This window comes from Anaerorudis cellulosivorans (assembly GCF_025943985.1).
GTDB classification, from domain to species: Bacteria; Bacteroidota; Bacteroidia; order Bacteroidales; family Dysgonomonadaceae; genus Anaerorudis; species Anaerorudis cellulosivorans.
The window spans coordinates 1-21,426 of sequence record NZ_JAPCWE010000005.1; the positions used below are offsets into that span (position 1 = coordinate 1).

At 41.7% G+C, this 21,426-nt stretch carries 17 protein-coding genes, 2 tRNA genes and 1 rRNA gene; 15 read left to right on the top strand and 5 right to left on the bottom strand.

Features of this window, described 5'->3' with window-relative positions; genetic code table 11:
* The first annotated feature begins 43 nt into the window (after nt 1-43).
* Nucleotides 44-156, top strand: a 5S ribosomal RNA gene (gene rrf / locus OLM34_RS03655).
* 110 nt (nt 157-266) lie between these two features.
* Here rrf and OLM34_RS03660 read toward each other — a convergent pair.
* A complete protein-coding gene (locus OLM34_RS03660) occupies nt 267-944 on the bottom strand; it encodes an SGNH/GDSL hydrolase family protein (RefSeq protein ID WP_264405328.1) in 678 nt (225 codons plus the stop codon).
* A 222-nt stretch (nt 945-1,166) separates the two neighbouring features.
* Here OLM34_RS03660 and OLM34_RS03665 point away from each other — a divergent pair, with 222 nt between their 5' ends.
* The 11 genes from OLM34_RS03665 (at nt 1,167) to OLM34_RS03715 (ending at nt 15,445) form a co-directional block, all read left to right on the top strand.
* The gene (locus tag OLM34_RS03665) at nt 1,167-2,261 is read left to right on the top strand and encodes an efflux RND transporter periplasmic adaptor subunit (protein WP_264405330.1); all 1,095 of its coding nucleotides are present in this window, start codon (nt 1,167-1,169) and stop codon (nt 2,259-2,261) included.
* Between the two features lie 3 nt (nt 2,262-2,264).
* Nucleotides 2,265-5,318 (top strand): efflux RND transporter permease subunit, encoded by a 3,054-nt coding sequence (locus OLM34_RS03670; RefSeq protein ID WP_264405331.1) that lies wholly within the window; start codon nt 2,265-2,267, stop codon nt 5,316-5,318.
* Nucleotides 5,311-6,636 (top strand): TolC family protein, encoded by a 1,326-nt coding sequence (locus OLM34_RS03675; protein WP_264405332.1) that lies wholly within the window; start codon nt 5,311-5,313, stop codon nt 6,634-6,636. Before OLM34_RS03670 ends, OLM34_RS03675 begins: the two co-directional genes overlap by 8 nt.
* Before the next feature lie 149 nt (nt 6,637-6,785).
* Nucleotides 6,786-7,373, top strand: coding sequence for a V-type ATP synthase subunit E family protein (locus OLM34_RS03680; RefSeq protein WP_264405333.1), 588 nt, complete (start codon nt 6,786-6,788; stop codon nt 7,371-7,373).
* A gap of 18 nt (nt 7,374-7,391) precedes the next feature.
* Complete coding sequence (locus tag OLM34_RS03685; RefSeq protein ID WP_264405335.1) at nt 7,392-8,237, top strand: DUF2764 domain-containing protein; 846 nt, start codon at nt 7,392-7,394, stop codon at nt 8,235-8,237.
* A gap of 24 nt (nt 8,238-8,261) precedes the next feature.
* On the top strand, nt 8,262-10,031 hold the full coding sequence (locus OLM34_RS03690; RefSeq protein WP_264405336.1) for a V-type ATP synthase subunit A: 1,770 nt from the start codon (nt 8,262-8,264) through the stop codon (nt 10,029-10,031).
* 70 nt (nt 10,032-10,101) lie between these two features.
* Nucleotides 10,102-11,418: a V-type ATP synthase subunit B gene (locus OLM34_RS03695; RefSeq protein WP_264405338.1), complete on the top strand. Its 1,317-nt coding sequence runs from the start codon at nt 10,102-10,104 to the stop codon at nt 11,416-11,418.
* Nucleotide 11,419: 1 nt separating this feature from the next.
* Nucleotides 11,420-12,028 carry a V-type ATP synthase subunit D gene (locus tag OLM34_RS03700; RefSeq protein WP_264405340.1) on the top strand — a complete coding sequence of 203 codons (609 nt, stop codon included), beginning with the start codon at nt 11,420-11,422 and terminating at the stop codon, nt 12,026-12,028.
* Complete coding sequence (locus OLM34_RS03705) at nt 12,022-13,842, top strand: V-type ATP synthase subunit I (protein ID WP_264405341.1); 1,821 nt, start codon at nt 12,022-12,024, stop codon at nt 13,840-13,842. Before OLM34_RS03700 ends, OLM34_RS03705 begins: the two co-directional genes overlap by 7 nt.
* A 47-nt stretch (nt 13,843-13,889) precedes the next feature.
* A complete protein-coding gene (locus OLM34_RS03710) occupies nt 13,890-14,351 on the top strand; it encodes a V-type ATP synthase subunit K (RefSeq protein ID WP_264405342.1) in 462 nt (153 codons plus the stop codon).
* A 320-nt stretch (nt 14,352-14,671) separates the two neighbouring features.
* Nucleotides 14,672-15,445, top strand: coding sequence for a 4-hydroxy-tetrahydrodipicolinate reductase (locus tag OLM34_RS03715; protein ID WP_264405343.1), 774 nt, complete (start codon nt 14,672-14,674; stop codon nt 15,443-15,445).
* On the opposite strand, the gene OLM34_RS03720 is transcribed toward OLM34_RS03715, so the two are convergent.
* Entirely contained in the window at nt 15,442-16,359 is a 918-nt protein-coding gene (locus OLM34_RS03720) for a cation diffusion facilitator family transporter (RefSeq protein WP_264405344.1), read from the bottom strand. The two genes, OLM34_RS03715 and OLM34_RS03720, sit on opposite strands and share 4 nt — an antisense overlap.
* A gap of 200 nt (nt 16,360-16,559) precedes the next feature.
* On the opposite strand from OLM34_RS03720, the gene OLM34_RS03725 reads away from it, so the two are divergent.
* From OLM34_RS03725 to OLM34_RS03735, 3 genes are all read left to right on the top strand, one after another.
* Nucleotides 16,560-16,641 (top strand) — tRNA-Tyr (locus OLM34_RS03725).
* An 87-nt stretch (nt 16,642-16,728) separates the two neighbouring features.
* A tRNA-Gly gene (locus OLM34_RS03730) sits at nt 16,729-16,801 on the top strand.
* Nucleotides 16,802-16,860: 59 nt separating this feature from the next.
* Nucleotides 16,861-18,231 carry an MATE family efflux transporter gene (locus OLM34_RS03735; protein ID WP_264405345.1) on the top strand — a complete coding sequence of 457 codons (1,371 nt, stop codon included), beginning with the start codon at nt 16,861-16,863 and terminating at the stop codon, nt 18,229-18,231.
* Here OLM34_RS03735 and OLM34_RS03740 read toward each other — a convergent pair.
* The 3 genes from OLM34_RS03740 to cls are packed head-to-tail and all read right to left on the bottom strand — an operon-like array spanning nt 18,217 to nt 21,426.
* The gene (locus OLM34_RS03740; RefSeq protein ID WP_264405346.1) at nt 18,217-19,425 is read right to left on the bottom strand and encodes an alanine dehydrogenase; all 1,209 of its coding nucleotides are present in this window, start codon (nt 19,423-19,425) and stop codon (nt 18,217-18,219) included. The two genes, OLM34_RS03735 and OLM34_RS03740, sit on opposite strands and share 15 nt — an antisense overlap.
* Entirely contained in the window at nt 19,422-19,958 is a 537-nt protein-coding gene (locus tag OLM34_RS03745; protein ID WP_264405347.1) for a shikimate kinase, read from the bottom strand. Before OLM34_RS03745 ends, OLM34_RS03740 begins: the two co-directional genes overlap by 4 nt.
* A gap of 34 nt (nt 19,959-19,992) precedes the next feature.
* Nucleotides 19,993-21,426 carry a cardiolipin synthase gene (cls, locus tag OLM34_RS03750; protein ID WP_264405349.1) on the bottom strand — a complete coding sequence of 478 codons (1,434 nt, stop codon included), beginning with the start codon at nt 21,424-21,426 and terminating at the stop codon, nt 19,993-19,995.

Genomic DNA, 21,426 nt, shown 5'->3' on the forward strand with positions numbered 1-21,426 from the left:
TGTATCTTTTCTTTTTTGTCCGTCGTGTTATTTAAAAAGAGATTAAGGCGGCCGAGGCATCGGGGATCCACCTCTTCCCATTCCGAACAGAGAAGTTAAGCCCGACAGCACCGATGGTACTGCACAACAATGCGGGAGAGCAGGCAGCCGCCGTCTTGCACTACGCAGAAGCCTTCGCGGAAGTATATCTTTCCGTCGAAGGCTTTTTCCGTTTTTTACCCCCGCCCCGACAATCCCGCCCCGCCCGGCGGTTCGGATCGGACCTGTCATCGCAAGGGGGAAACAGATAACAACTTACTGCGAGTCAGCGCCTCTGATATGGCAGATTCTACAAGAGGAGCCATAAGGGCATAACCTTTCTTATTAGGATGAACACCATCTTCTGAAAGTTCTTTGGGTAATCCGTTATTTTCATCTGCCATCGCCGAAAAATAATCGCAATAAATTGCATGGTGATTGTGCGCATATTCTTTTATACGACGGTTGAGTTCCATTATTTTGGGAGCCGGATTCAATCCCGGACGCCATGGATAGTCTACAGCGGGGAGTATCGTACACAATACAACTTGTATGCCATGAACTTGAGCCAATTCTGCCATAGAATATAAATTATCTTCAATCATTTCCAAAGTGGAAGGACCGGTGTTCCCTGCAATATCATTGGTCCCGGCAAGAATTACAACCACTTTGGGTTGAAGTTTAATAACATCCTGACGAAAACGAATAAGCATTTGGGGCGTTGTTTGTCCACTAATCCCCCTATTGATGTAGGGACGGCCGGCAAAAAATTCAGGAACTTCTCGAATCCAACCTTCTGTTATCGAATTTCCCATGAAAACTACACGATCTTCATTTTCTTTTGGCAAGCCGATTTTTAGATTTTCTTCTTTAAAGCGATTCAGGTTTGCCCAGTCTTGAGCAACAAGATCTGTTGTGAAACACATAATTAATGATACAATAAAAAATACAGTAAAACGATTCATGATTTATAAATTATAAATTGTGAATGAAAAAAATGAATGATTCGATTTCAAAAATACGTATTTTATTTTGATTTTATAATCGAGTCATGTTGTTATTATTTTAGAAAAAAAAACTTAAAAGTAAAAGATCTACTTTTGCGAATAATGAGATAATAGCTACTTTTAGAAAAATTATTCGTATCAATGAACATAAAAACCAGAATAATTGTCGTCATTTTCATTGTTTTACTTCTATTGGGAATGATTTTTTTTCCTCAGATCAAGATTTTATTTACATCGGATAGTGGCGATATAAAGCGAGGCGACAGTAGAATGAGCCGGACTGAGTTGGTTGTGAACGCTACCGTTTTGCGGCCACAGACATTGCAGAATATGTTTCGTTCAAAAGGGGTGTTGTTGCCTGACGAGGAAGTTGATCTTACATTTGAAACGTCCGGGAAAATTACCGCTATTTATTTTGAGGAAGGATCACAAGTACAAAAGGGGGCATTACTGGCAAAAGTAAACGATGAACCATTGAAAGCTGAGCTGAAAAAACTGGAAGCTCAGTTGCCGTTGGCCGAAGCAAGGGTTTACAGACAACGGACTCTTCTTGAAAAAGATGCTGTGAGTCAGGAAACCTATCAAACCGTGATCACCGAGTTAGAAACGTTAAATGCCGATATTGAACTAACCAGGGCACGAATTGCACAAACTGAATTGAGAGCACCTTTCAGTGGTATTATTGGTTTAAGGTTTGTCAGTGAAGGTGCATACGCATCACCTTCGGTAGTAGTGGCAAAACTAACAAAAATATCGCCCTTAAAAGTGGAATTTTCGGTGAATGAAAATCAGGCTAACGAAATTAAACCGGGCACTTCTCTTGCTTTTAAAGTGGATAACGATTTAAACACTTATCACGCTTCGGTATATGCCATTGAATCTCAGTTGGATGAAAAAACGTTTTCCCTTAAAGCCAGAGCCCTTTATCCCAATACCGACGGAAAAATTAAACCCGGACAGTCGGCAACCGTCGAGATTGAGTTGAGCAAAATAGAGCAGGCTATTGTGATTCCTGCCATCTCTGCAATTGCAGAGATGGGGCGGGATATTGCCTATGTTTATGACAATGGGAAGGCTAAACGCGTAACGATAACCAAAGGATTGCGAACTGCTTCGTCTGTGCAGATTATAGAAGGATTGAACGCGGGTGATACGTTGCTGGTATCGGGTGTGATGCAGCTGAGAGACGGCATGCCTGTGAAAATCGAAACAATGGTACCCAATACGGCAGATTAGAAAATGAATATATCCGAATTAAGTATTAAGAGACCGGTACTTGCAACGGTATTTGTATTGGTAATTATTCTGTTTGGTATTATTGGTTATGTGAGTTTACCCATACGCGAGTATCCCAATGTGGATAATCCCATCATTACCGTAAGCGTTTCTTATCCGGGAGCCAATGCCGAAGTGATCGAAAATCAGATTACAGAACCGCTTGAACAGAATATCAACGGCATACCCGGAATCCGATCGCTTACCAGTCAGAGCAGCCAAGGTTCTTGCCGCATTACTGTGGAGTTTGAGTTGAGTGTCGATTTGGAAACGGCAGCAAATGATGTGCGCGACAAGGTTTCGCGTGCACAACGCTATCTGCCTCGCGATGTTGATCCTCCCACGGTTTCGAAAGCCGATGCCGATGCTGTGCCTATCATGCAGATTACGGTGCAAAGTCCCAAACGTTCGCTTCTCGAGATCAGCGAAATAGCCGAACTTACCGTAAAAGAGCAACTGCAGACCATTTCTAATGTTAGTGCCGTGGATATATGGGGGGAAAATCGTTATGCCATGCGTTTGTGGCTCGATCCCATGAAAATGGCTGCCTACGGGGTAACGCCGGTTGAAGTAAAAAATGCCCTGGACAAAGAAAATATCGAATTGCCTTCGGGAAGCGTAGAGGGTGATCTGATTGAATTGTCCATCCGTACCTTAGGTCTGATGAAAACACCGGAAGAATTCAACGATCTTATTCTTAAAGAAGACGACAGGCGTGTTGTTCGTTTTAGGGATATCGGTTTTGCCGAAATCGATACCGAGAATCGGAAAAATATCCTTCGCCGCAACGGTGTTCCGATGGTAAATGTTGTTATTATTCCTCAGCCGGGATCAAATCAGATAGAGATTGCCGATAATGTATATAAACGCTTGGAGACCATGCAAAAAGACTTGCCCGACGATGTAAAGGTGGATGTAGTGTATGACAGTACCAAGTTTGTTCGGGCTTCCATTAAGGAAGTGCAGGATACCATTGTTGTTGCCTTTCTGCTGGTGGTGTTTATAATTTTTGTTTTTTTGCGTGAGTGGCGTGTGACCATGATTCCTACGGTTGTTATCCCGATATCGTTGGTGGGCGCTTTTTTCGTGATGTTTATCGCAGGATTTTCCATCAATGTACTTTCCATGCTTGCCGTAGTACTTTCGGTGGGATTGGTAGTGGATGATGCTATTGTGGTGACCGAAAATATTTATCGGAAAATTGAACAGGGGATGAAACCCCGCGAAGCGGCTATAGAAGGATCAAAAGAAATCTTTTTTGCCATCATTTCCACTACCATAACTTTGGTATCGGTATTTTTTCCTATTGTGTTTATGGAAGGAATGACCGGCCGACTTTTCAGGGAATTTAGTTTGGTTATCGGTGGCTCGGTGCTTATTTCTGCTTTTGTGGCTTTGACATTTACGCCGATGCTTTCCGGAAAGATGTTGAAAAAACAGGAAAGACACAACAAACTCTATGAGGTGACCGAGCCTTTTTTCGAGAAAATCAATGCGGTATACGAAAATATGCTGCGGACAGTAATTCATCATAAAAAGCTGATATTCCCTCTTATCGCAATCATTTTGGTTAGTATTGTCGTGCTTTGGGGGGCTGTCCCTTCCGAATTGGCACCACTGGAAGACCGTTCACAGGTAAGCATACGTACGACAGCTCCCGAAGGGGCAACATTTGAATACGTGAGGGATTATACTTCCGAAATTTCGTTGATTGCAGATTCTGTTGTACCGGAACGTGAGTCGAACATTACCCGTGTGTCCGGGTCAACGGGAAATATAAATATCATTTTGCCCGATATAAGAGAGCGGGAGCGTAGTCAGATGGAAATTGCCGATGCACTGTCGGATGCGGTTAGAAACGAAACGGCAGGAAGGGCATTTGTGCAGCAGCAATCTACTTTTGGCGGACGCCGAGGCGGAATGCCGGTGCAATATGTTTTACAGGCAACAAATATCGACAAACTTCGTGAGTTTATTCCACCGTTTATGGAAAAAGTTGAGCAAAGTCCGGTTTTCAGGATGTCTGATGTCAATCTGAAATTTACGAAACCGGAAATACAAATCCATCTGGATAGAGATAAAGCAGCTTTGCTGGGTGTAAATACACGCGATATTGCTCAAACGTTGCAATATGCCCTTAGTGGCCAACGAATGGGTTATTTTTATATGAATGGAAAACAATATCAGATTTTAGGCGAAATTAATCGTCAGCAACGCAATACACCCCTTGATCTCAAATCCATTTACATAAAAAACGCCACCGGTGAGATGATTCAGATGGATAATCTGGTTAAGCTTGAAGAAACGGTTGCACCTCCGCAATTGTATCGTTACAACCGTTTCAGTTCGGCAACAGTTTCTGCGGCATTGGCGCCGGGTTATACATTGGGAGACGGCCTCGACGAAATGGATCGTATTTCTCAAGAGGTATTGGACGAAACATTTCGAACCGCCTTGAGTGGCGAGTCGAAAGAGTTCAGGGAAAGCTCATCGAGTTTGATTTTTGCTTTTGGTTTGGCCATTGTGCTGATTTTTTTGGTGTTGGCGGCTCAATTTGAAAGTTTTAAAGACCCGCTCATCATTATGTTTTCCGTGCCGCTGGCTGTGGGAGGTGCGTTAATCTTTATGTATTTTACGGGCGTTACGATGAATATTTTCAGTCAGATCGGCATCATCATGCTCATAGGACTTGTGGCCAAGAATGGGATTCTTATTGTGGAGTTTGCCAATCAGCGCCAGGATGGAGGGACGCCTAAACTCGAAGCAGTTATAGGTGCGTCGGTACAGCGGTTGCGGCCTATTCTGATGACAAGCTTTTCTACCATTCTCGGCATGCTGCCTTTGGTATTTGCTAACGGAGAAGGAGCCAACGGCCGTATTGCCATGGGGGTTGCCGTGGTGGGCGGAATGTTGGTGTCGACGTTATTGACGTTGTTGGTGGTTCCAACCATGTATATTTATATGGCTACCGACAGAAAATTTCAAGAACAAAAAGCAAGTTTACATAGTCATGGGTAAAATTCGTTATTTTTCGGTTATTCTGTTTTTCTCCTTTCCTATGATATTGGATGCACAAAAAGTAATGGATTTGGAGGAATGTTTGCGAATAGGGTTGGTAAACAATTACGATTTGCGGATTATTCGCAATGAAGAGCAAATTTCAGATAACAATGTTACATTGGGAAATGCGGGTTTTCTTCCGACTATCGGTTTGAGTGGAGTGTATAATTTTAGAGAAAGCAATTCCGATCAATTTCCCGAGGAAAACGGAGAGACGTTAAAAAGTCGCGGTTCCACTACGCAAACATTGGATGCCGGTATCAATTTAAGCCAGCCTCTTTTCGAAGGATTCAAGGTTCAAACCAATTACAAAAGATTGCATGAGCTTAAAACCATCGGAGAATTGAACACGCGACTTGAAGTCGAAAATTTTATAGCCGATCTTGCGGCAGAATATTTTAATTATGTTCAACAGAACATCCGGCTTAATAATTTGAAATACGCAGTTCAACTTTCGGAAGAACGTTTGCGCATAGTGGAAGCCAGGTATCAGATTGGTTCGCTTTCGCGACTGGATTTTCAGCAGGCAAAAGTGGATTTTAATGCAGATAGTTCTTTGCTCATCCAACAATATGAAGTACTGAATACCTCACGCATTCGATTAAATGAATTAATGGGTGTTGAGAATGTTGAACAACCTTTTGTGACAGCGGATACGCTCATTTATTTTAATGCAGATTTATCGAAGGATAAATTGCATGAAAGCATGATGGCTGAAAATACCTTGTTGAAGCTTGTAGAAAAAGATAAAGTGTTGAGTGAACTCGATCTTAAAACGCTTCAAAGTCAAAATTATCCGTACCTGAAACTCAACGCCGAATATGGATTTACGCATTACGATTACAATTCAGGAACGATCGACAAGCAACGAAATTGGGGACCTACAGTAGGATTGACGCTGGGATTTACGATCTTCGACGGATTTAACCGAAAGCGTGAGCAGAAAAATACCCGGATAGCAATTGAAAATCGTCAGTTGGCGATCGAAAAACAACAATTATTGTTGCAAAGCAATTTTGCAAATATGTGGATGGCCTATCAAAACAACATCGAACTTGTTAAATTGGAATATGAGAGCTTGGAAAATGCCCGAATCAATTACGAAATTGCCATCGACAGGTATAAATTGGGAGATCTTTCGGGATTGGAACTGCGTGAAGCGCAAAACAGTTTACTTGAGGCCGGACAACGGCTTGTGAGTGCACAATATCGCACCAAACTTTACGAAATATCGCTGATGCAGATTAGCGGACAAATTGAGGAATATTTGCAATAAATAATCGTTTGGTCGCCGTTTTAATTGTTTTTGCAGCTCCCTTTTTTAGTCAGAAAAAAAATTAAGAAGAATTAATCCTCTTTTGTTTTTTTGTTTTATACCTTTGTCTTTTACATGGATAATGGGGAAATAAAATAGATAGCATATTTATGGACAAAATTCAGGAACTTACCTCTAAACTTTATTCCGAAGGAATAGAAAAAGGAAAAGAAGAAGCCGAAAAAATTATTGCTGAAGCCAAGGCATTAAGCAATCAGATTGTGGAAGACGCAAAAAACAAAGCGCAGCAGATTATTGCGGATGCCGAAAAAACAGCACAAGAACTCAAGAGCAATACCGAAGCCGAATTAAAACTCTATGCTTCTCAGGCCATCGAGGCATTGAAAACAGAAATTGTCAATCTCGTTACCGACAAATTGGCCGAATCCAATGTAAAGGCTGCATTTGAAGACAAAGATTTTATGCAGAAAATTATTTTGGAGTTGGTAAAAAATTGGGCAAGAGACGAAAAACTTGTTATTGGTGTTGAAAATGCCGAAGAACTGGAAAATTATATTGCCGGAAATGCAAAAAGTTTGTTGGATAAAGGACTGAAAATTGAGTCGGTGAACGGAATAAAAACAGGTTTTGTTCTTTCGCCCGAGGATGGTACGTATAAAGTGAAATTTGGAGAAGAAGAGTTTATCGAATATTTTAAAGGGTTTTTGCGTCCCCGGATACAAAAACTTTTGTTCTGATAATGGAAAGGCAATAGTATGGCTGAAAATCAATATTACTATTTTGTTGCCGGACTTCCTGATATTTTTTTCGATTCCACCAAACTCCCTTTTACCGTAGATGATTTTAGAGAGATGTTGGATGAAGTGCTGGCACCTAAAGATAAAAAGCTGATTGATAAATATTTCCTCAAATACGATAACGAAAATCTTCTTACTTTTTTAAAAAATAAAAATGCCGAGCTGAACAAGAAAGGGAAAATCTCCGCAGAAGAGATGAAAGAAACCATTGATTCGGTAGATGTGGATTTTCCTGTTCAAAATCCGGCTATTCCTTCTTATTTTGAGGATTACATTCGGTTGTGGCTTGACGAAAGCGCACATAACGAAAGTAAATTGTGGGAAGATCTCATGTCGGAGTTTTATATGGATTATGGTCGGAAATCGAAGAACAAGCTCGTTTCCGAGTGGTTCGAATTAAACTTGAACATCAGCAATATCTTAACAGCGATTTATTGTCGAAAATACGGAATAGACCTCAATAATGTAATTGTGGGGAATAATGAAGTTGCACAACTCATTCGTGAAAATTCAAATGTACGGGATTATGGTTTGAGTCGTGAGCTCGAATATTTCGATACTCTTCAACGTATTGCAGAGGAAACGGATATTTATGAAAGAGAACGTAAAATCGATAAACTTCGTTGGGATTGGCTCGATGAAAACACCATTTTCGATTATTTCGACATCAATTTTATTTTTGCCTATTTATGTAAATTACAGATTTTGGAACGGTGGGTTCAATTGAATGCCGAAGAGGGTGAACGTATTTTTCGTCAAATCATTACCGATTTAAAGCGGGGAGTGTCGATGCCCGAAGATTAAAAAACAACGAAAGAAAAACAACATATGCCAACAAAAGGAATTGTTAAGGGAATTATTTCAAACTTGGTAATAGTAGAAGTCGATAATCCTGTTTCGCAGAACGAAATTGCCTATATCGACCTGAATGGGAACAAATTAATGGCGGAGGTGATTAAGGTCATCGAGAAGAATGTGTATGTTCAGGTTTTTGAAAATACACGAAACTTGATGGTAGGGGCTTCCGTTGAATTTACCGGACACATGCTTGAGGTGGTTTTAGGTCCGGGATTGCTGGAGCGTAATCTCGACGGACTGCAAAACGATCTCGATAAGATGGATGGGATATTTTTGAAGCGAGGGCAATATACCTATCCGCTCGACGAGGATAAGTTGTGGAATTTTGTTCCTATTGCTCAAATAGGAGAGAAAGTTACCGCTGGATCGTGGCTTGGCGAAGTGGACGAAAATTTTCAACCACACAAGATTATGGTCCCTTTTGTGTTGACCGGAGAATATACCGTTAAAAGCATTGTCTCTGCAGGGAAATATACCATCCATAAGGTCATTGCAGTGGTAGAGGACGAAGAAGGCAAAGAAACGGAAATCACGATGGTTCAAAAGTGGCCGGTGAAAATTCCCGTGACAACGTATCGCGAAAAATTGAGACCTTTTAAACTCTTGGAGACCGGAGTGCGTATCATAGACACATTGAATCCCATTGTGGAAGGAGGTACAGGATTCATTCCCGGTGCTTTTGGTACGGGAAAAACGGTTTTGCAACATGCTATTTCCCGTCAGGCCGAAGCCGACATTGTGGTTATTGCTGCTTGTGGTGAACGAGCTAACGAGGTGGTTGAAATTTTCACGGAATTTCCGGAACTGATCGATCCTCATACAGGACGCAAACTGATGGAACGAACCATCATTGTGGCCAATACTTCGAATATGCCGGTTGCGGCACGTGAAGCTTCGGTTTATACGGCTATGACTATCGGTGAATATTATCGAGCAATGGGATTGAAAGTATTGTTAATGGCCGATTCCACATCGCGTTGGGCACAAGCACTTCGTGAAATGAGTAACCGGTTGGAAGAACTTCCGGGTCCCGATGCGTTTCCGATGGACTTGTCGGCTATCATTTCCAACTTTTACGGACGTGCAGGTCATGTTATTCTCAACAACGGACAAGAGGCTTCCATTACCTTTATCGGAACGGTATCTCCTGCCGGAGGTAATCTTAAGGAACCGGTAACGGAAAATACGAAAAAGGTAGCCCGTTGTTTTTATGCTTTGGAACAGGATCGTGCCGACAAAAAGCGCTATCCGGCCATCAATCCCATAGAATCGTATTCGAAATACCTGGAATATCCCGAATTTGAAGAATATGTTTCTACACGTATTTCGCCGGACTGGATTGAGAAAGTAAATGAACTTAAAACCCGATTGTTGCGTGGTAAGGAAATTGCCGAGCAAATCAATATTTTGGGCGACGATGGTGTACCGGTAGATTATCATGTGATTTACTGGAAATCGGAGTTGATTGATTTTTGTTTGCTGCAGCAGAATTCTTTCGATCCTGTTGATGCCGTAACTCCGATAGAACGACAGAAATATATTGTCGATATGGTGGTTGAGATTTGTCGAACCGAATTCGAATTCGACAATTTCAATCAAGTGTCCGATTACTTCAAGAAGATGATCAATATGTGCATTCAAATGAATTATTGCGAATTTCATTCGGAAGAATTTAATGATTATCGAAAAAAACTGGACGAATTGGTCAAGTCAAAAGCATTGGAAACAGTAGAAGAATAATTAAAAAAACACAATAAATAAGCCGTCAACTTTTTAAACTAACTGCGTTGACTGCTAAAAGTTTTTCAGTATGGCAAGAGCATTTCAAAAGATATATACAAAAATTACCCAGATAACCAAAGCAACCTGTTCGGTGAGAGCGACTCATGTGGGTTACGACGAAATGGCTATCGTTGACGGAAGGCTGGCTCAGGTAATAAAAATTGTCGGTGATGAGGTCTCTTTACAGGTATTTCGTGGCACAGAGGGCATTCCCACCAATGCCGAAGTAATATTTTTGGGTAAAGCACCTACACTGAAAGTGGGAGAGCAGCTGGCCGGACGTTTTTTTAATGCGTATGGCGAACCTATTGACGGTGGGCCTGTTCCTGAAGGAGAAGAACGCGAAATCGGAGGTCCGTCGGTAAATCCGGTACGTCGCGACCAGCCCTCTGAGCTTATCGCAACCGGCATTCCCGGCATCGACTTGAATAACACGCTGGTTACCGGACAAAAAATTCCTTTTTTTACCGACCCCGATCAACCCTTTAATCAGGTTATGGCTACGGTGGCGTTGCGAGCTCAGGCCGATAAAATTATTCTCGGCGGTATGGGAATGACAAACGACGACTACCTGTATTTTAAAAATACATTTAGCAATGCAGGGGCTCTGGATCGCATTATCAGTTTCATGAATACTACCGAAGACCCTGCTGTAGAAAGATTATTGGTTCCCGATATGGTATTGACGGCTGCCGAATATTTTGCGGTAGACAAAAACGAGAAAGTGTTGGTATTGCTGTCGGATATGACTTCCTATGCCGATGCATTGGCCATTGTTTCAAACCGTATGGATCAGATACCTTCGAAAGATTCCATGCCCGGATCATTGTATTCCGACCTGGCGAAAATATACGAGAAGGCGGCACAGTTTCCCACCGGAGGTTCCATTACCATTATTGCGGTAACCACTCTTTCCGGTGGCGATATTACGCATGCTGTGCCCGATAATACCGGTTATATTACGGAAGGACAATTGTTTTTGCGTCGCGACACCGATGTGGGTAAAGTGATCATCGATCCGTTCCGTTCACTATCGCGATTAAAACAGCTCGTACAAGGGATAAAAACGCGCGAAGATCATCCACAGGTAATGAATGCCGCCGTCCGTTTGTATGCCGATGCAGCAAATGCAAAAACAAAGCTGGAAAATGGTTTCGATCTTACGGAATACGATCAGCGGGCGCTGGCTTTCGCAAAAGAGTATTCCCGATCAATTCTTGCCATCGATGTAAATTTGGATACTACGGAAATGTTGGACAGAACGTGGAGGTTGTTTGCGACCTATTTCAAACCCGAAGAAGTGAATGTGAAGAAAGAATTGGTGGATAAGTACTGGAAAAATTAATATGGCCATTAAATTCCAATATAATAAAACTTCGCGACAGCAGTTGGAAAAACAATTGCAGATACGCGAACGTGCACTGCCAACCCTGCAAAGCAAAGAAACGGCTTTGCGTATGGAAGTGAAAAAAGCCAAAAAAGAAGTCGAGAAACTGGATACAGAACTCGAAAAACAGATTATGTCTTACGAGAAGATGGTGGGTTTATGGACTGAATTTGATCCTTCACTCGTAAAGGTGAAAGATGTTAATCTGTCGAAAAAGAAGATCGCAGGCGTATCCATCCCGATACTCAATCGTGTTGAATTCGAAACGAAACGTTTCAGCATTTTCAATCGGCCAAAGTGGTTTCTCGATGGCATACATATGTTGGAACTTCTTGCCGAAATCGGGATTCGACGCGATTTTAATGCCATTAAACTGGAACGGCTGGAATATGCACGAAAAAAAACAACACAAAAAGTGAATTTGTTTGAGAAGGTGCAGATTCCCGGCTATCAGGAAGCGATTCTCAAGATAAAAAGATACTTGGAAGATGAGGAAAATCTTTCCAAATCGTCACAGAAAATCATGCGTGCTCATCAAGAAAAAAGGAAGGAGGAAGAAGGATGGTAACAAAAATGAAAAAACTCACTTTCCTTGTTTATTACAAAGAATACGAACAGTTTCTTCATGAACTTCGTGAACTTGGAGTAGTGCATGTGGTCGAAAACAAGCTGAATCAAGCGCAAAGCGATCAATTGGAGAGCCTTTATACGCAATGGAAGCAACTTACGGAAGCAAAAAAAATACTCGAAAAATATCGGGATAAAAAAAATCCGCTTCCGGAGAATCCCGCAACTATTGATAAAGGGTATCGTTTGCCTCAGGAAATTGAAAAAATACAGGCGGAGATGACCACGCTGATGCAACAATTGCAAATAAGCAAAAAGGAGCGTGAGGCATTGATTCCATGGGGGAATTTTGATCCTGAAAATATTTTGCGACTCGAAAAAGCAGGATATTATGTCTGGTTCTTTGTTGTTCCCAATCGCGATTACAATCCCGAATGGGAAGATCTTTATAATGCCGTGGTTATCGATAATCGAAATTCAAAAACCTATTTTATCACCATTACAAAAGAGGAGAATATTGAGCAACAACTGAATCTTGAAGCCGTGAAAATGCCGGGAGTTTCTCTCGGAGAGTTGAACAGGATAATTGATGAATTGAATGCGAAGCTGCAAGATAATAAAGAAAAGCTGATCCGGCTGACGGCCGATCTTCCTTCGTTGAATGTTGCACTAAAAGAACTCGATTCGGAAATTCGTTTTACGCGGGTGCAAATCAGTGCCAATCCGGTGGCCGACAATAAAATCATGTTGTTGCAGGGATGGGTTCCCGAACCGAATGAGCAAGATATCCGTACTTACATGGATGCTAAAAACGTATATTATGTCATCGAAGACCCGCAACCCGAGGACGATGTGCCTATTCAGCTTAACAACAAAAAGTTTGCAAGATTGTTTGAACCCCTTACCGAAATGTACACGTTGCCCAAGTATAGTGAGCTCGATTTGACTCCTTATTTTGCACCGTTTTATATGATTTTTTTCGGTTTGTCTTTGGGTGATTTGGGCTACGGATTGTTTTTGTTTCTTGTGGCAACGGTGGTTAAGATCATTAAAAAAACATCGCCGGGAAAGAACTTGAAAGATATTTTGACTTTGGTTCAAGTGCTGGGTGCATCCGCCTTTTTTTGCGGTTTATTGACCGGAGGTTTTTTCGGTTTCGACATTTACGAGGTTAATATTCCTTTTATCGCCATGTTGAAAGAGAAAATATTTTTGGATAACAATCAAATGTTTGCTCTTTCCCTTGTTCTGGGTGTTGTGCAGATCATGTTTGGAATGTTGCTCAAAATTTTCAATCGCAAAAGGCAATTCGGCTTCAAATATGCTTTATCTACCATTGGCTGGTTTGTTTTATTGCTGAGCATTGGTATAGCCGTACTTTTACCTACGTATTTTCCGTTGTTTGGCATAGCCCATACCATTGTGGCATTGGCAGCCGGTATATTGATTTTCTTTTTCAACTCGCCGGGAAAAAATCCGTTGTTCAATTTCGGTTTGGGTTTATGGGATACCTATAATATGGTAACAGGATTACTTGGAGATGTGTTGTCGTATATCCGCTTGTTTGCGTTGGGTTTGTCGGGAGGTATTTTGGCGAGTGTATTTAACAGCCTGGCCGTTGGTATAAGCCCCGACAACAATGTCGTGATAGGAGCCATAGTTACCGTGCTCATTTTTGTTGTTGGACATGGGATCACCATTTTTATGAATACGTTGGGAGCCATTGTTCATCCCATGCGTTTGACTTTTGTCGAATTTTATAAGAATGCCGAATTTACCGGCGGAGGAAAAAAATACAATCCGTTTAAAAAATAATTAACAGAAATTTAAATTACTAGTAACAAAATAATTCAATTAACATTATGGACATTAATTTATTACTTGCTTATTTGGGAATAGGTATTATGATTGCTCTTGCGGGTGTAGGAAGTGCTTACGGCGTAACAATAGCCGGTAATGCAGCCATAGGAGCGCTGAAGAAAGACAGCAGTAAATTCGGAAATTTTTTGGTATTGACCGCTCTTCCCGGGACGCAAGGGTTGTATGGTTTTGCCGGTTATTTCATGTTTCAGAACATCTTTGGCGTGTTGACTCCGGAGATTACCTCCATTCAGGCTGCTGCCGTGTTAGGTGCTGGATTGGCTATGGGATTGGTGGGCTTGCTTTCTTCTATCCGTCAAGGACAGGTATGTGCAAATGGTATTGCAGCCATTGGGCAAGGGCATGATGTTTTCGGCAATACGCTTATTTTGGGCGTATTCCCCGAACTTTATGCCATTGTGGCATTGGCCGGTGTTTTCCTGATCGGAAGTGCGATTGCATAGTAAAGTGCGAAGCTATAAACGCTTTAGTTGACATTTTAGCTAAAAATCAGATAAAATAAGGGTGTATCACAATGTGATATCATCCTTATTTTGTATGTACACCTATCGGAAAACAATTTCGATAATTCCGTTTTTACCGTTTGATTTTTTTTTATGCAGCCCTTTTTACGGGTAAAAAATAGGAATAATCGTTTGCTTTTTTTATTATATTTGTAAGTTAAAACTTTTGATCCATGGCTTTCCGTTTTTTAAATGCCGATTTTTTTTATCTTCTAAAGTCATGTGGATCAATTTATTGATTATCAGATATACATAAAATTATGCCAAAAATAGGACTTATAGGTTTTGGTAAAGCCGGGAAGGCTGTCGCCAATGTTATCTTACAACATCCTGATTTCACGTTGGATTTTGTAGTACGTAAGGGGCTGAAACAGGAATATTATTCCGTTCGCGATTTTATCGGAGTGGAAACCGATGATCCTGCGTTGATATATTCGATCGAACATATTGATATCGAAACTTTTCTGGATGATCATCCCGTTGATTTCATCATTGATTTTTCCTCACAGGAAAGTATCTTTTATTATGGAGAAAGTGCAGCACGTCGGCACATCAAGTTAATCTCTGCAATTTCTCACTACGACGAAAAAACCATAGAATTTTTAAAACATCTATCCCAAAAAACAGTGATGTTTTGGTCACCTAATATCACGTTAGGTGTAAATTTTTTGATCTTAGCCGGCAGAATTTTGAAAAAAATAGCCCCGTGGGCTGATGTGGAAATTGTGGAAGAACACTTCAAACTCAAAAAAGGCGTATCGGGAACAGCGTTAAAAATAGCCGAAATCCTTCATCTTGAAGATGAGCAAATCAATTCTATTCGGGTTGGAGGAATTGTCGGTAGGCATGAGGTCATATTCGGATTTCCCTATCAAACGGTTCGTCTCATTCATGAATCGGTTTCAAGAGAAGCTTTTGGTAACGGGGTTCTTTTTGTTGCTAGTCATCTTACAGATAAGGAAACCGGTTATTATTCATTCGAAGACTTGTTGGGGCCTTATTTTCAGGAAAAAGAGAATGACGGATTGTGTTAATCCGTTTTTTTGCGGTAAATGCCGATGTCGTTCATGGAAGTCGGATCGTCGATAGGCTCGATGTGGGTAGAAACATTAACGGGTTCTTCAAACATGTTTTCTATCGATTGTTCGATGAGATCGGCATAATCGTGTCCTTTTTTTACCGTCCACCATCCCGGTACAAGCAAATGAACGGAGATGAACATGCGTTGACCGGCTTGTCGAGTCATTAACGAGTGGTACTCGATATGTTGTTCTTTAAGCGAATCCAGATAAGCGGTTATTTTTTTTACGGCTTCATCTGAGATGGAAGCATCCATTAATCCGCTTGCCGACCGACTGATGAGTTGGTAACCCGTATAGATAATATTAATTGCCACAGCGATGGCAATAATCGGGTCGAAAATATAAATTCCTGTGAATCTTACAACAAGAATACCCGCAATTACCCCCGCCGAAGTCCAAACATCGGTCATGATGTGTTTACCGTCGGCTTCGAGTACCAGCGAATGTTTCTTTTTTCCGTTATGGATAAGAACGAGTGAAACCGTTAAATTTACAAGCGATGCTGCCAATGAAAACACTAAACCGATATCGATATTCGTGAGGGGTTTGGGATCAAATAAACGCGGAACAGCCGACAGAAGAATGCTTAATGCAGCCAACACAATGAGTGCGCCTTCAATAGCACTCGAAAAATATTCCGCTTTGCTATGCCCGTATTCATGTTCTTTATCGGCAGGCTTTGCCGAAATGGTAAGCATGATAAGGGCTACAACGGCTGCAAAAAGATTAACAAATGATTCCAAGGCATCGGAGAAAAAACCCATCGATCCGGTGAGATAGAAAGCGTAAAATTTGAGCAAAATAGTGACCACTGCAGCCGCAATGGACAGATATATGAATTTTTTCAGCGATTCCTGTTTCATCATCAACCTATTGAAAAGAAAATCAAAATTACATACATTTTTTTATTTTACGGCGATCCGGCTCCATTTTTTATTCCAATATAGATTGGATATAAATAAGATGGATGTATTGAGCTGAATTTGCGTTGGGCGAAAAAAACAGCATTCGGAAATATTGCAAATAATGCCGGAAATATATTATCTTTGCATCGTCTTAAAGGCAAGGGCAGTTTCCAGAGTGGCCAAATGGGGCTGACTGTAACTCAGCTGGCGTAGCCTTCGGTGGTTCGAATCCATCACTGCCCACTTAAAACATAAAGGGATGATTGATAATGCTAAACGACGGATAATTTTGCCTCAAAAGTGAGGAATTATTCATTCATTAAATATTTTGCGGAAGTAGCTCAGTCGATAGAGCATTAGCCTTCCAAGCTGAGGGTCGCGGGTTTGAGTCCCGTCTTCCGCTCATTTAAAGGGAAAGCGGCCAATACATTGGTTGCTTTCCCTTTTTGTAAAAGGGATCATATGTCCGGTAAATTGGTAAAGACAGAACACATACGCGATTTCACGCAAGGGAAGATTTTCAGTCAACTCTTCGTGCTGGCTATGCCGTTAATGGCGGTCAGCTTCATCCAGATGACCTATAATTTGGTAGACATCATGTGGATTGGCCGACTCGGCAGCCAATCGGTTGCCGCCGTAGGAACCATTGGCATGATCATGTGGATGATGAATTCGCTTGCTTTGACTTCCAAAGTAAGTGCCGAAATTTCCATTGGGCAATCAGTTGGTGCAAAACGGCTCGACCAGGCAACTATTTATGCATCGCATACCACCACGCTTGCCATTATATTGGGTGTGATCTTTGCCTTACTCTTTATTGCTATTCCTCATCCTTTTGTCTCTTTTTTCAAACTCCAGAGTGATATTGCGGAAGAAGCCACGATTTATCTGCGGATCGTGGCGTTTGGTTTGCCTTTCGTTTTCTTGATTCTGAATTTTTCGGGTATTTATATCGGATTGGGCAGAAGCGATATTCCGTTTTATTTCAATGGTGTAGGACTCATAGTAAACATCATTCTCGATCCTGTTTTTATATTCGGTATAGGCCCTGTTCCGGCATGGGGCTCGGCCGGTGCTGCAATAGCCACCTGCCTGTCGCAAGTCGTTGTTTTGATGCTGTTTGTTTATCATTTAAAAAAGAAAAACGGATTATTGGGTAACTTTCCTTTTTTTATTCGACTTCATAAAAGACCTCTTCGGAACATATTAAAACTCGGATTACCTGTTGCGGCAATGAATATGTATTTTGCTTTCATCAGCATGAACCTTGCACGTATTGCGTCGATATACGGAGGGCATTTGGGTGTGACAAGTCAGACGGCCGGCGGTCAGATTGAAGGAATTACCTGGAGCACATCGCAAGGTTTTTCGACGGCATTGGGCAGTTTTGTGGCACAAAATTATGCCGCACATCGCATGGATAGAGCATGGAAAGCCTATCGCTATACCTTGCTTTTGATGGGTACGTTGGGGATAATCGTTTCTCTTGGTTTCATGCTGAAAGGAGAAAATATCTTTGCTCTCTTCATTCCCGAAAAAGCCGCCTATGAAGCCGGAGGCGAGTATCTGTTCATCATGGGTATATCGCAATTGTTTATGATGTTGGAACTTACCACACAAGGCATGTTCAACGGGATAGGGAAAACCATCATTCCGGCAATTATCAGTATCGCTTTCAACACGCTGCGTATTCCGCTGGCTATGTTTTTTGCCGGGAAAATGGGTATCATCGGAGTATGGTGGGCTATCAGCCTGTCTTCTATCCTGAAAGGCATCGTTTCCCCTACCTGGTTTTACTTTTTGCAACGAAGAATCCGCTCAGCATCCCGGTAGAAATAAACCGATATCGTTAACCGGCAGATTGAAAAGGTTTGCAACGTATGCGTTTACCATTCTTCCCGAATATACATAAAAACCGCCGGCAAAACCTCTATCGAGTCGCGCAAATTGGTCTACTCCTCCACAATCGGTAAGAAAAATAAAGAGGGAAGAAAAAATATTGCTCAATGCAATGGAAGCGGTACGTGCCACGCGTGAGGTGATGTTGTGTTCGCAAAAATGGAGCACACCGTATTTATCGAAAACGTGAGGATGATCGGGCAAACATGCTTCCATCGTGGTTTCGAAACACCCCCCTTGAGCAATGCGCAAATCGATGATGATGGCACCCTTCTTCATTTCGCGAACCAAATCGGCGGCTATACGATAGGATTGGGATTTATTGACATATTGCATGGCGCCGATGACAACATCTGCCGAACGAAACGTATTTCTCAATACGTTAGGCTGAAAAGTGGAGGTAAAAAGGGTTTGTCCGAGGGTGTTTCGAATATCGCGCAGTTTATCGATATCGTCATCAAAAACTTTCACCATGGCGCCGAGCGCCATGGCTGCTTTTGCAGCCGCAACTCCGGTTACACTCGCTCCGATAATGACCACTTCGGTGGGTGAAATTCCGGGGATACTTCCCAACAGAATCCCTTTTCCTCCATGGGCATTGCTGAGCAATTCTGCCGCTAACGTTATGGAATACCCCCCTTCGATTTCCGACATGGCTGTTACAAAAGGCGAAATATCCCGATGGTCGGAAATGAGTTCATAAGCCAACGCATTGATGCGTTTTTCGGCCATTAATTCCAGGGTGGGTTTAGAAAGTTGGTGCAGTTGCAAAAAAGAAAATACGGTGGTTCGGGGTTTCATTATTTCCACTTCTTCCAACGTAGGTGATGAGATTTTTATAATCAGATCGGCCTGCATGATTTCTTTATGCGTCTCCACAATTTCTGCACCGGCATTGGCATACGCATAATCGGGATAATTAATACCTATTCCGGCTCCTTTTTCCACAAGCACACGATGCCCTTCTTCAACCAATAAAGCCGTTGTTTCGGGCGTAAGCGCCAATCGTTTTTCCTCCGACTGATTTTCTTTAGGAATACCGATGATCAGTGAGGCTTTCGTTTTATCCGTTTTTTGCAGCAATTCGTGCACGCAAAAAGAAGTTTTGTATATAGATTCGTAATTCATTTGTTTCGGGTTTTCAATTGTTCGGCTATTTGGTTTACCGTTATATACACATCTTCTTTGGTGATGAGCTTATCTCTTTTAATGACGAGATCGGCCTTATTATAATACCGTTCTCTTTCCCGAAGTTGGTTATCGATAAAAGGAATAAGTTCTTCTCTCGATTTCCCGGCAATAAGCGGTCTGATGGTTTTGGATGCCAAAAGCCGGTTGGCCAATTCTTCGGGATCGACCTGAATGTAAACGGTCGTTCCCGCCTTTTTCATTACCTCCATGTTATCGAAATAACAAGGCGTTCCTCCTCCGCATGAGATCACAACATTCTCAAAATCGGCAACCTCATGCAATGCTTTTTGTTCAATTTTTCTAAATCCTTCTTCTCCTTTTTCTTCAAACAGTTGATAGATACTTTTTTGATACGTATGCTGAATGTACTTGTCCAAATCGATAAAGTCAAGCGCTAACGCTTTGCTCAGTTTTTTTCCGATTGTTGTTTTGCCCGCTCCCATGTAACCGATGAGAAATATACGTTCCATCTTTTTTATTTTGTCGCAAAAATAACGAAATTATTTATAATAATGGAACAAACAATCGCACAAAGGATTCCAAAAAACGTTCTATTCGGGGACGTTTCATCCAGTTTTTCAAAAAAATGTATTCACAATCATGTTGATCGGCAATAAAAATGCTTCGTGCCTGTTTCCCTATATTCTTATCGTAAATAAAAGCATCTATTTCGAAATTTTGTTCCAGACTTCGGCTATCGAAGTTGGCCGAACCCACCAACGTAAGCGAGTCGTCAAACACCATGAGTTTCGAGTGTAAAAATCCTTTTTTATAAAAATACATCTTAACGCCGATCTCCAACATATCTTTTACATAGGAACGTGAAGCAAGTTGCACCAGCGGCATATCCGATCGTTTGGAAAGCATGATTCTCACGTCAATTCCTCGTATGGCTGCAGCCTGCAATGCTTTTATCATTGCGTCGGGAGGCAAGAAATAGGGTGTTTGAATGAAAATCGATTTTTGTGCATTATAAATAGCCTGGAGAATGCCGAAAGGAATCCCGCTTTCTTCTTTCAACGGCCCGCTATCCACAATTTGCATGGGAATAGTGCCGTACGTTTCCAACGGAGGAAAATATTTTCGGGAGGTGATAAGCGTCTGCGATACAAAATACCAGTCGAGCAGAAATGCCGACTGCAAACCCTGAACCCCTTTTCCTTCGATACGCGCATGGGTATCGCGCCAACATCCCCATTCGAAACCGTGAATATAGCGATCGGCCACATTCATTCCGCCCACATACCCGATACGGCCGTCGATAACCACGATTTTTCGGTGATTTCGATAATTGATTCTCGACGTGAGTACGGGGAATGCCAATTTAAGGAAAGGTTCGGTTTCTATACCGGCTTTCCGGTATTCTTCGTAATACTCTTTTTTTGCTTTCCTTGAACCGAAGCTGTCGTAGATAATGCGGATTTCCAGTCCTTCGCGTGCTTTTTTTATGAGTGCTTCTTGAAATTTTTTGCCGATTTCATCGTCCATCAGGGCGTAATATTCCACATGAATGTGGTTTTTGGCATTGGCTATATCGGCAAACAGACTATCGAATTTATCTTGTCCGTCGGTAAAAAGTTGTACATCGTTTCCTCCTAAAAGAGGAGTATGATCGAGGTTCTTAAGCAGCGTGATCAATGCGGTATGCTCTTGCGGAACGGCGAGTTCTTCCTGCGTGTCTATTTCGTTTAACGGTCTTTTCTTCAGCCTGCTGTATATGCGTTTTGAAATAACGTGTTGTTTGGTGACATCCTGTCCGAAAATTACATACCAGATAATTCCCACAACCGGCAAAAAAATCACCGCCATTATCCAAGCTACGGTTTTTATCGGGTTACGGTTTTCGGAGATCACTACGACTACTATACTCAGAGCAGTAAGAATGTAAATGATCTGGACAACAAGAATCGGGGTATCGTTACTCAAGCCAATGTACAT

Coding starts and splice junctions, on each gene's coding strand:
- OLM34_RS03660 (WP_264405328.1), bottom strand. CDS start 944: ATGTGTTTCACAACAGATCTTGTTGCTCAAGACTGGGCAAACCTGAAT.
- OLM34_RS03665 (WP_264405330.1), top strand. CDS start 1,167: ATGAACATAAAAACCAGAATAATTGTCGTCATTTTCATTGTTTTACTT.
- OLM34_RS03670 (WP_264405331.1), top strand. CDS start 2,265: ATGAATATATCCGAATTAAGTATTAAGAGACCGGTACTTGCAACGGTA.
- OLM34_RS03675 (WP_264405332.1), top strand. CDS start 5,311: ATGGGTAAAATTCGTTATTTTTCGGTTATTCTGTTTTTCTCCTTTCCT.
- OLM34_RS03680 (WP_264405333.1), top strand. CDS start 6,786: ATGGACAAAATTCAGGAACTTACCTCTAAACTTTATTCCGAAGGAATA.
- OLM34_RS03685 (WP_264405335.1), top strand. CDS start 7,392: ATGGCTGAAAATCAATATTACTATTTTGTTGCCGGACTTCCTGATATT.
- OLM34_RS03690 (WP_264405336.1), top strand. CDS start 8,262: ATGCCAACAAAAGGAATTGTTAAGGGAATTATTTCAAACTTGGTAATA.
- OLM34_RS03695 (WP_264405338.1), top strand. CDS start 10,102: ATGGCAAGAGCATTTCAAAAGATATATACAAAAATTACCCAGATAACC.
- OLM34_RS03700 (WP_264405340.1), top strand. CDS start 11,420: ATGGCCATTAAATTCCAATATAATAAAACTTCGCGACAGCAGTTGGAA.
- OLM34_RS03705 (WP_264405341.1), top strand. CDS start 12,022: ATGGTAACAAAAATGAAAAAACTCACTTTCCTTGTTTATTACAAAGAA.
- OLM34_RS03710 (WP_264405342.1), top strand. CDS start 13,890: ATGGACATTAATTTATTACTTGCTTATTTGGGAATAGGTATTATGATT.
- OLM34_RS03715 (WP_264405343.1), top strand. CDS start 14,672: ATGCCAAAAATAGGACTTATAGGTTTTGGTAAAGCCGGGAAGGCTGTC.
- OLM34_RS03720 (WP_264405344.1), bottom strand. CDS start 16,359: ATGATGAAACAGGAATCGCTGAAAAAATTCATATATCTGTCCATTGCG.
- OLM34_RS03735 (WP_264405345.1), top strand. CDS start 16,861: ATGTCCGGTAAATTGGTAAAGACAGAACACATACGCGATTTCACGCAA.
- OLM34_RS03740 (WP_264405346.1), bottom strand. CDS start 19,425: ATGAATTACGAATCTATATACAAAACTTCTTTTTGCGTGCACGAATTG.
- OLM34_RS03745 (WP_264405347.1), bottom strand. CDS start 19,958: ATGGAACGTATATTTCTCATCGGTTACATGGGAGCGGGCAAAACAACA.
- cls (WP_264405349.1), bottom strand. CDS start 21,426: ATGTACATTGGCTTGAGTAACGATACCCCGATTCTTGTTGTCCAGATC.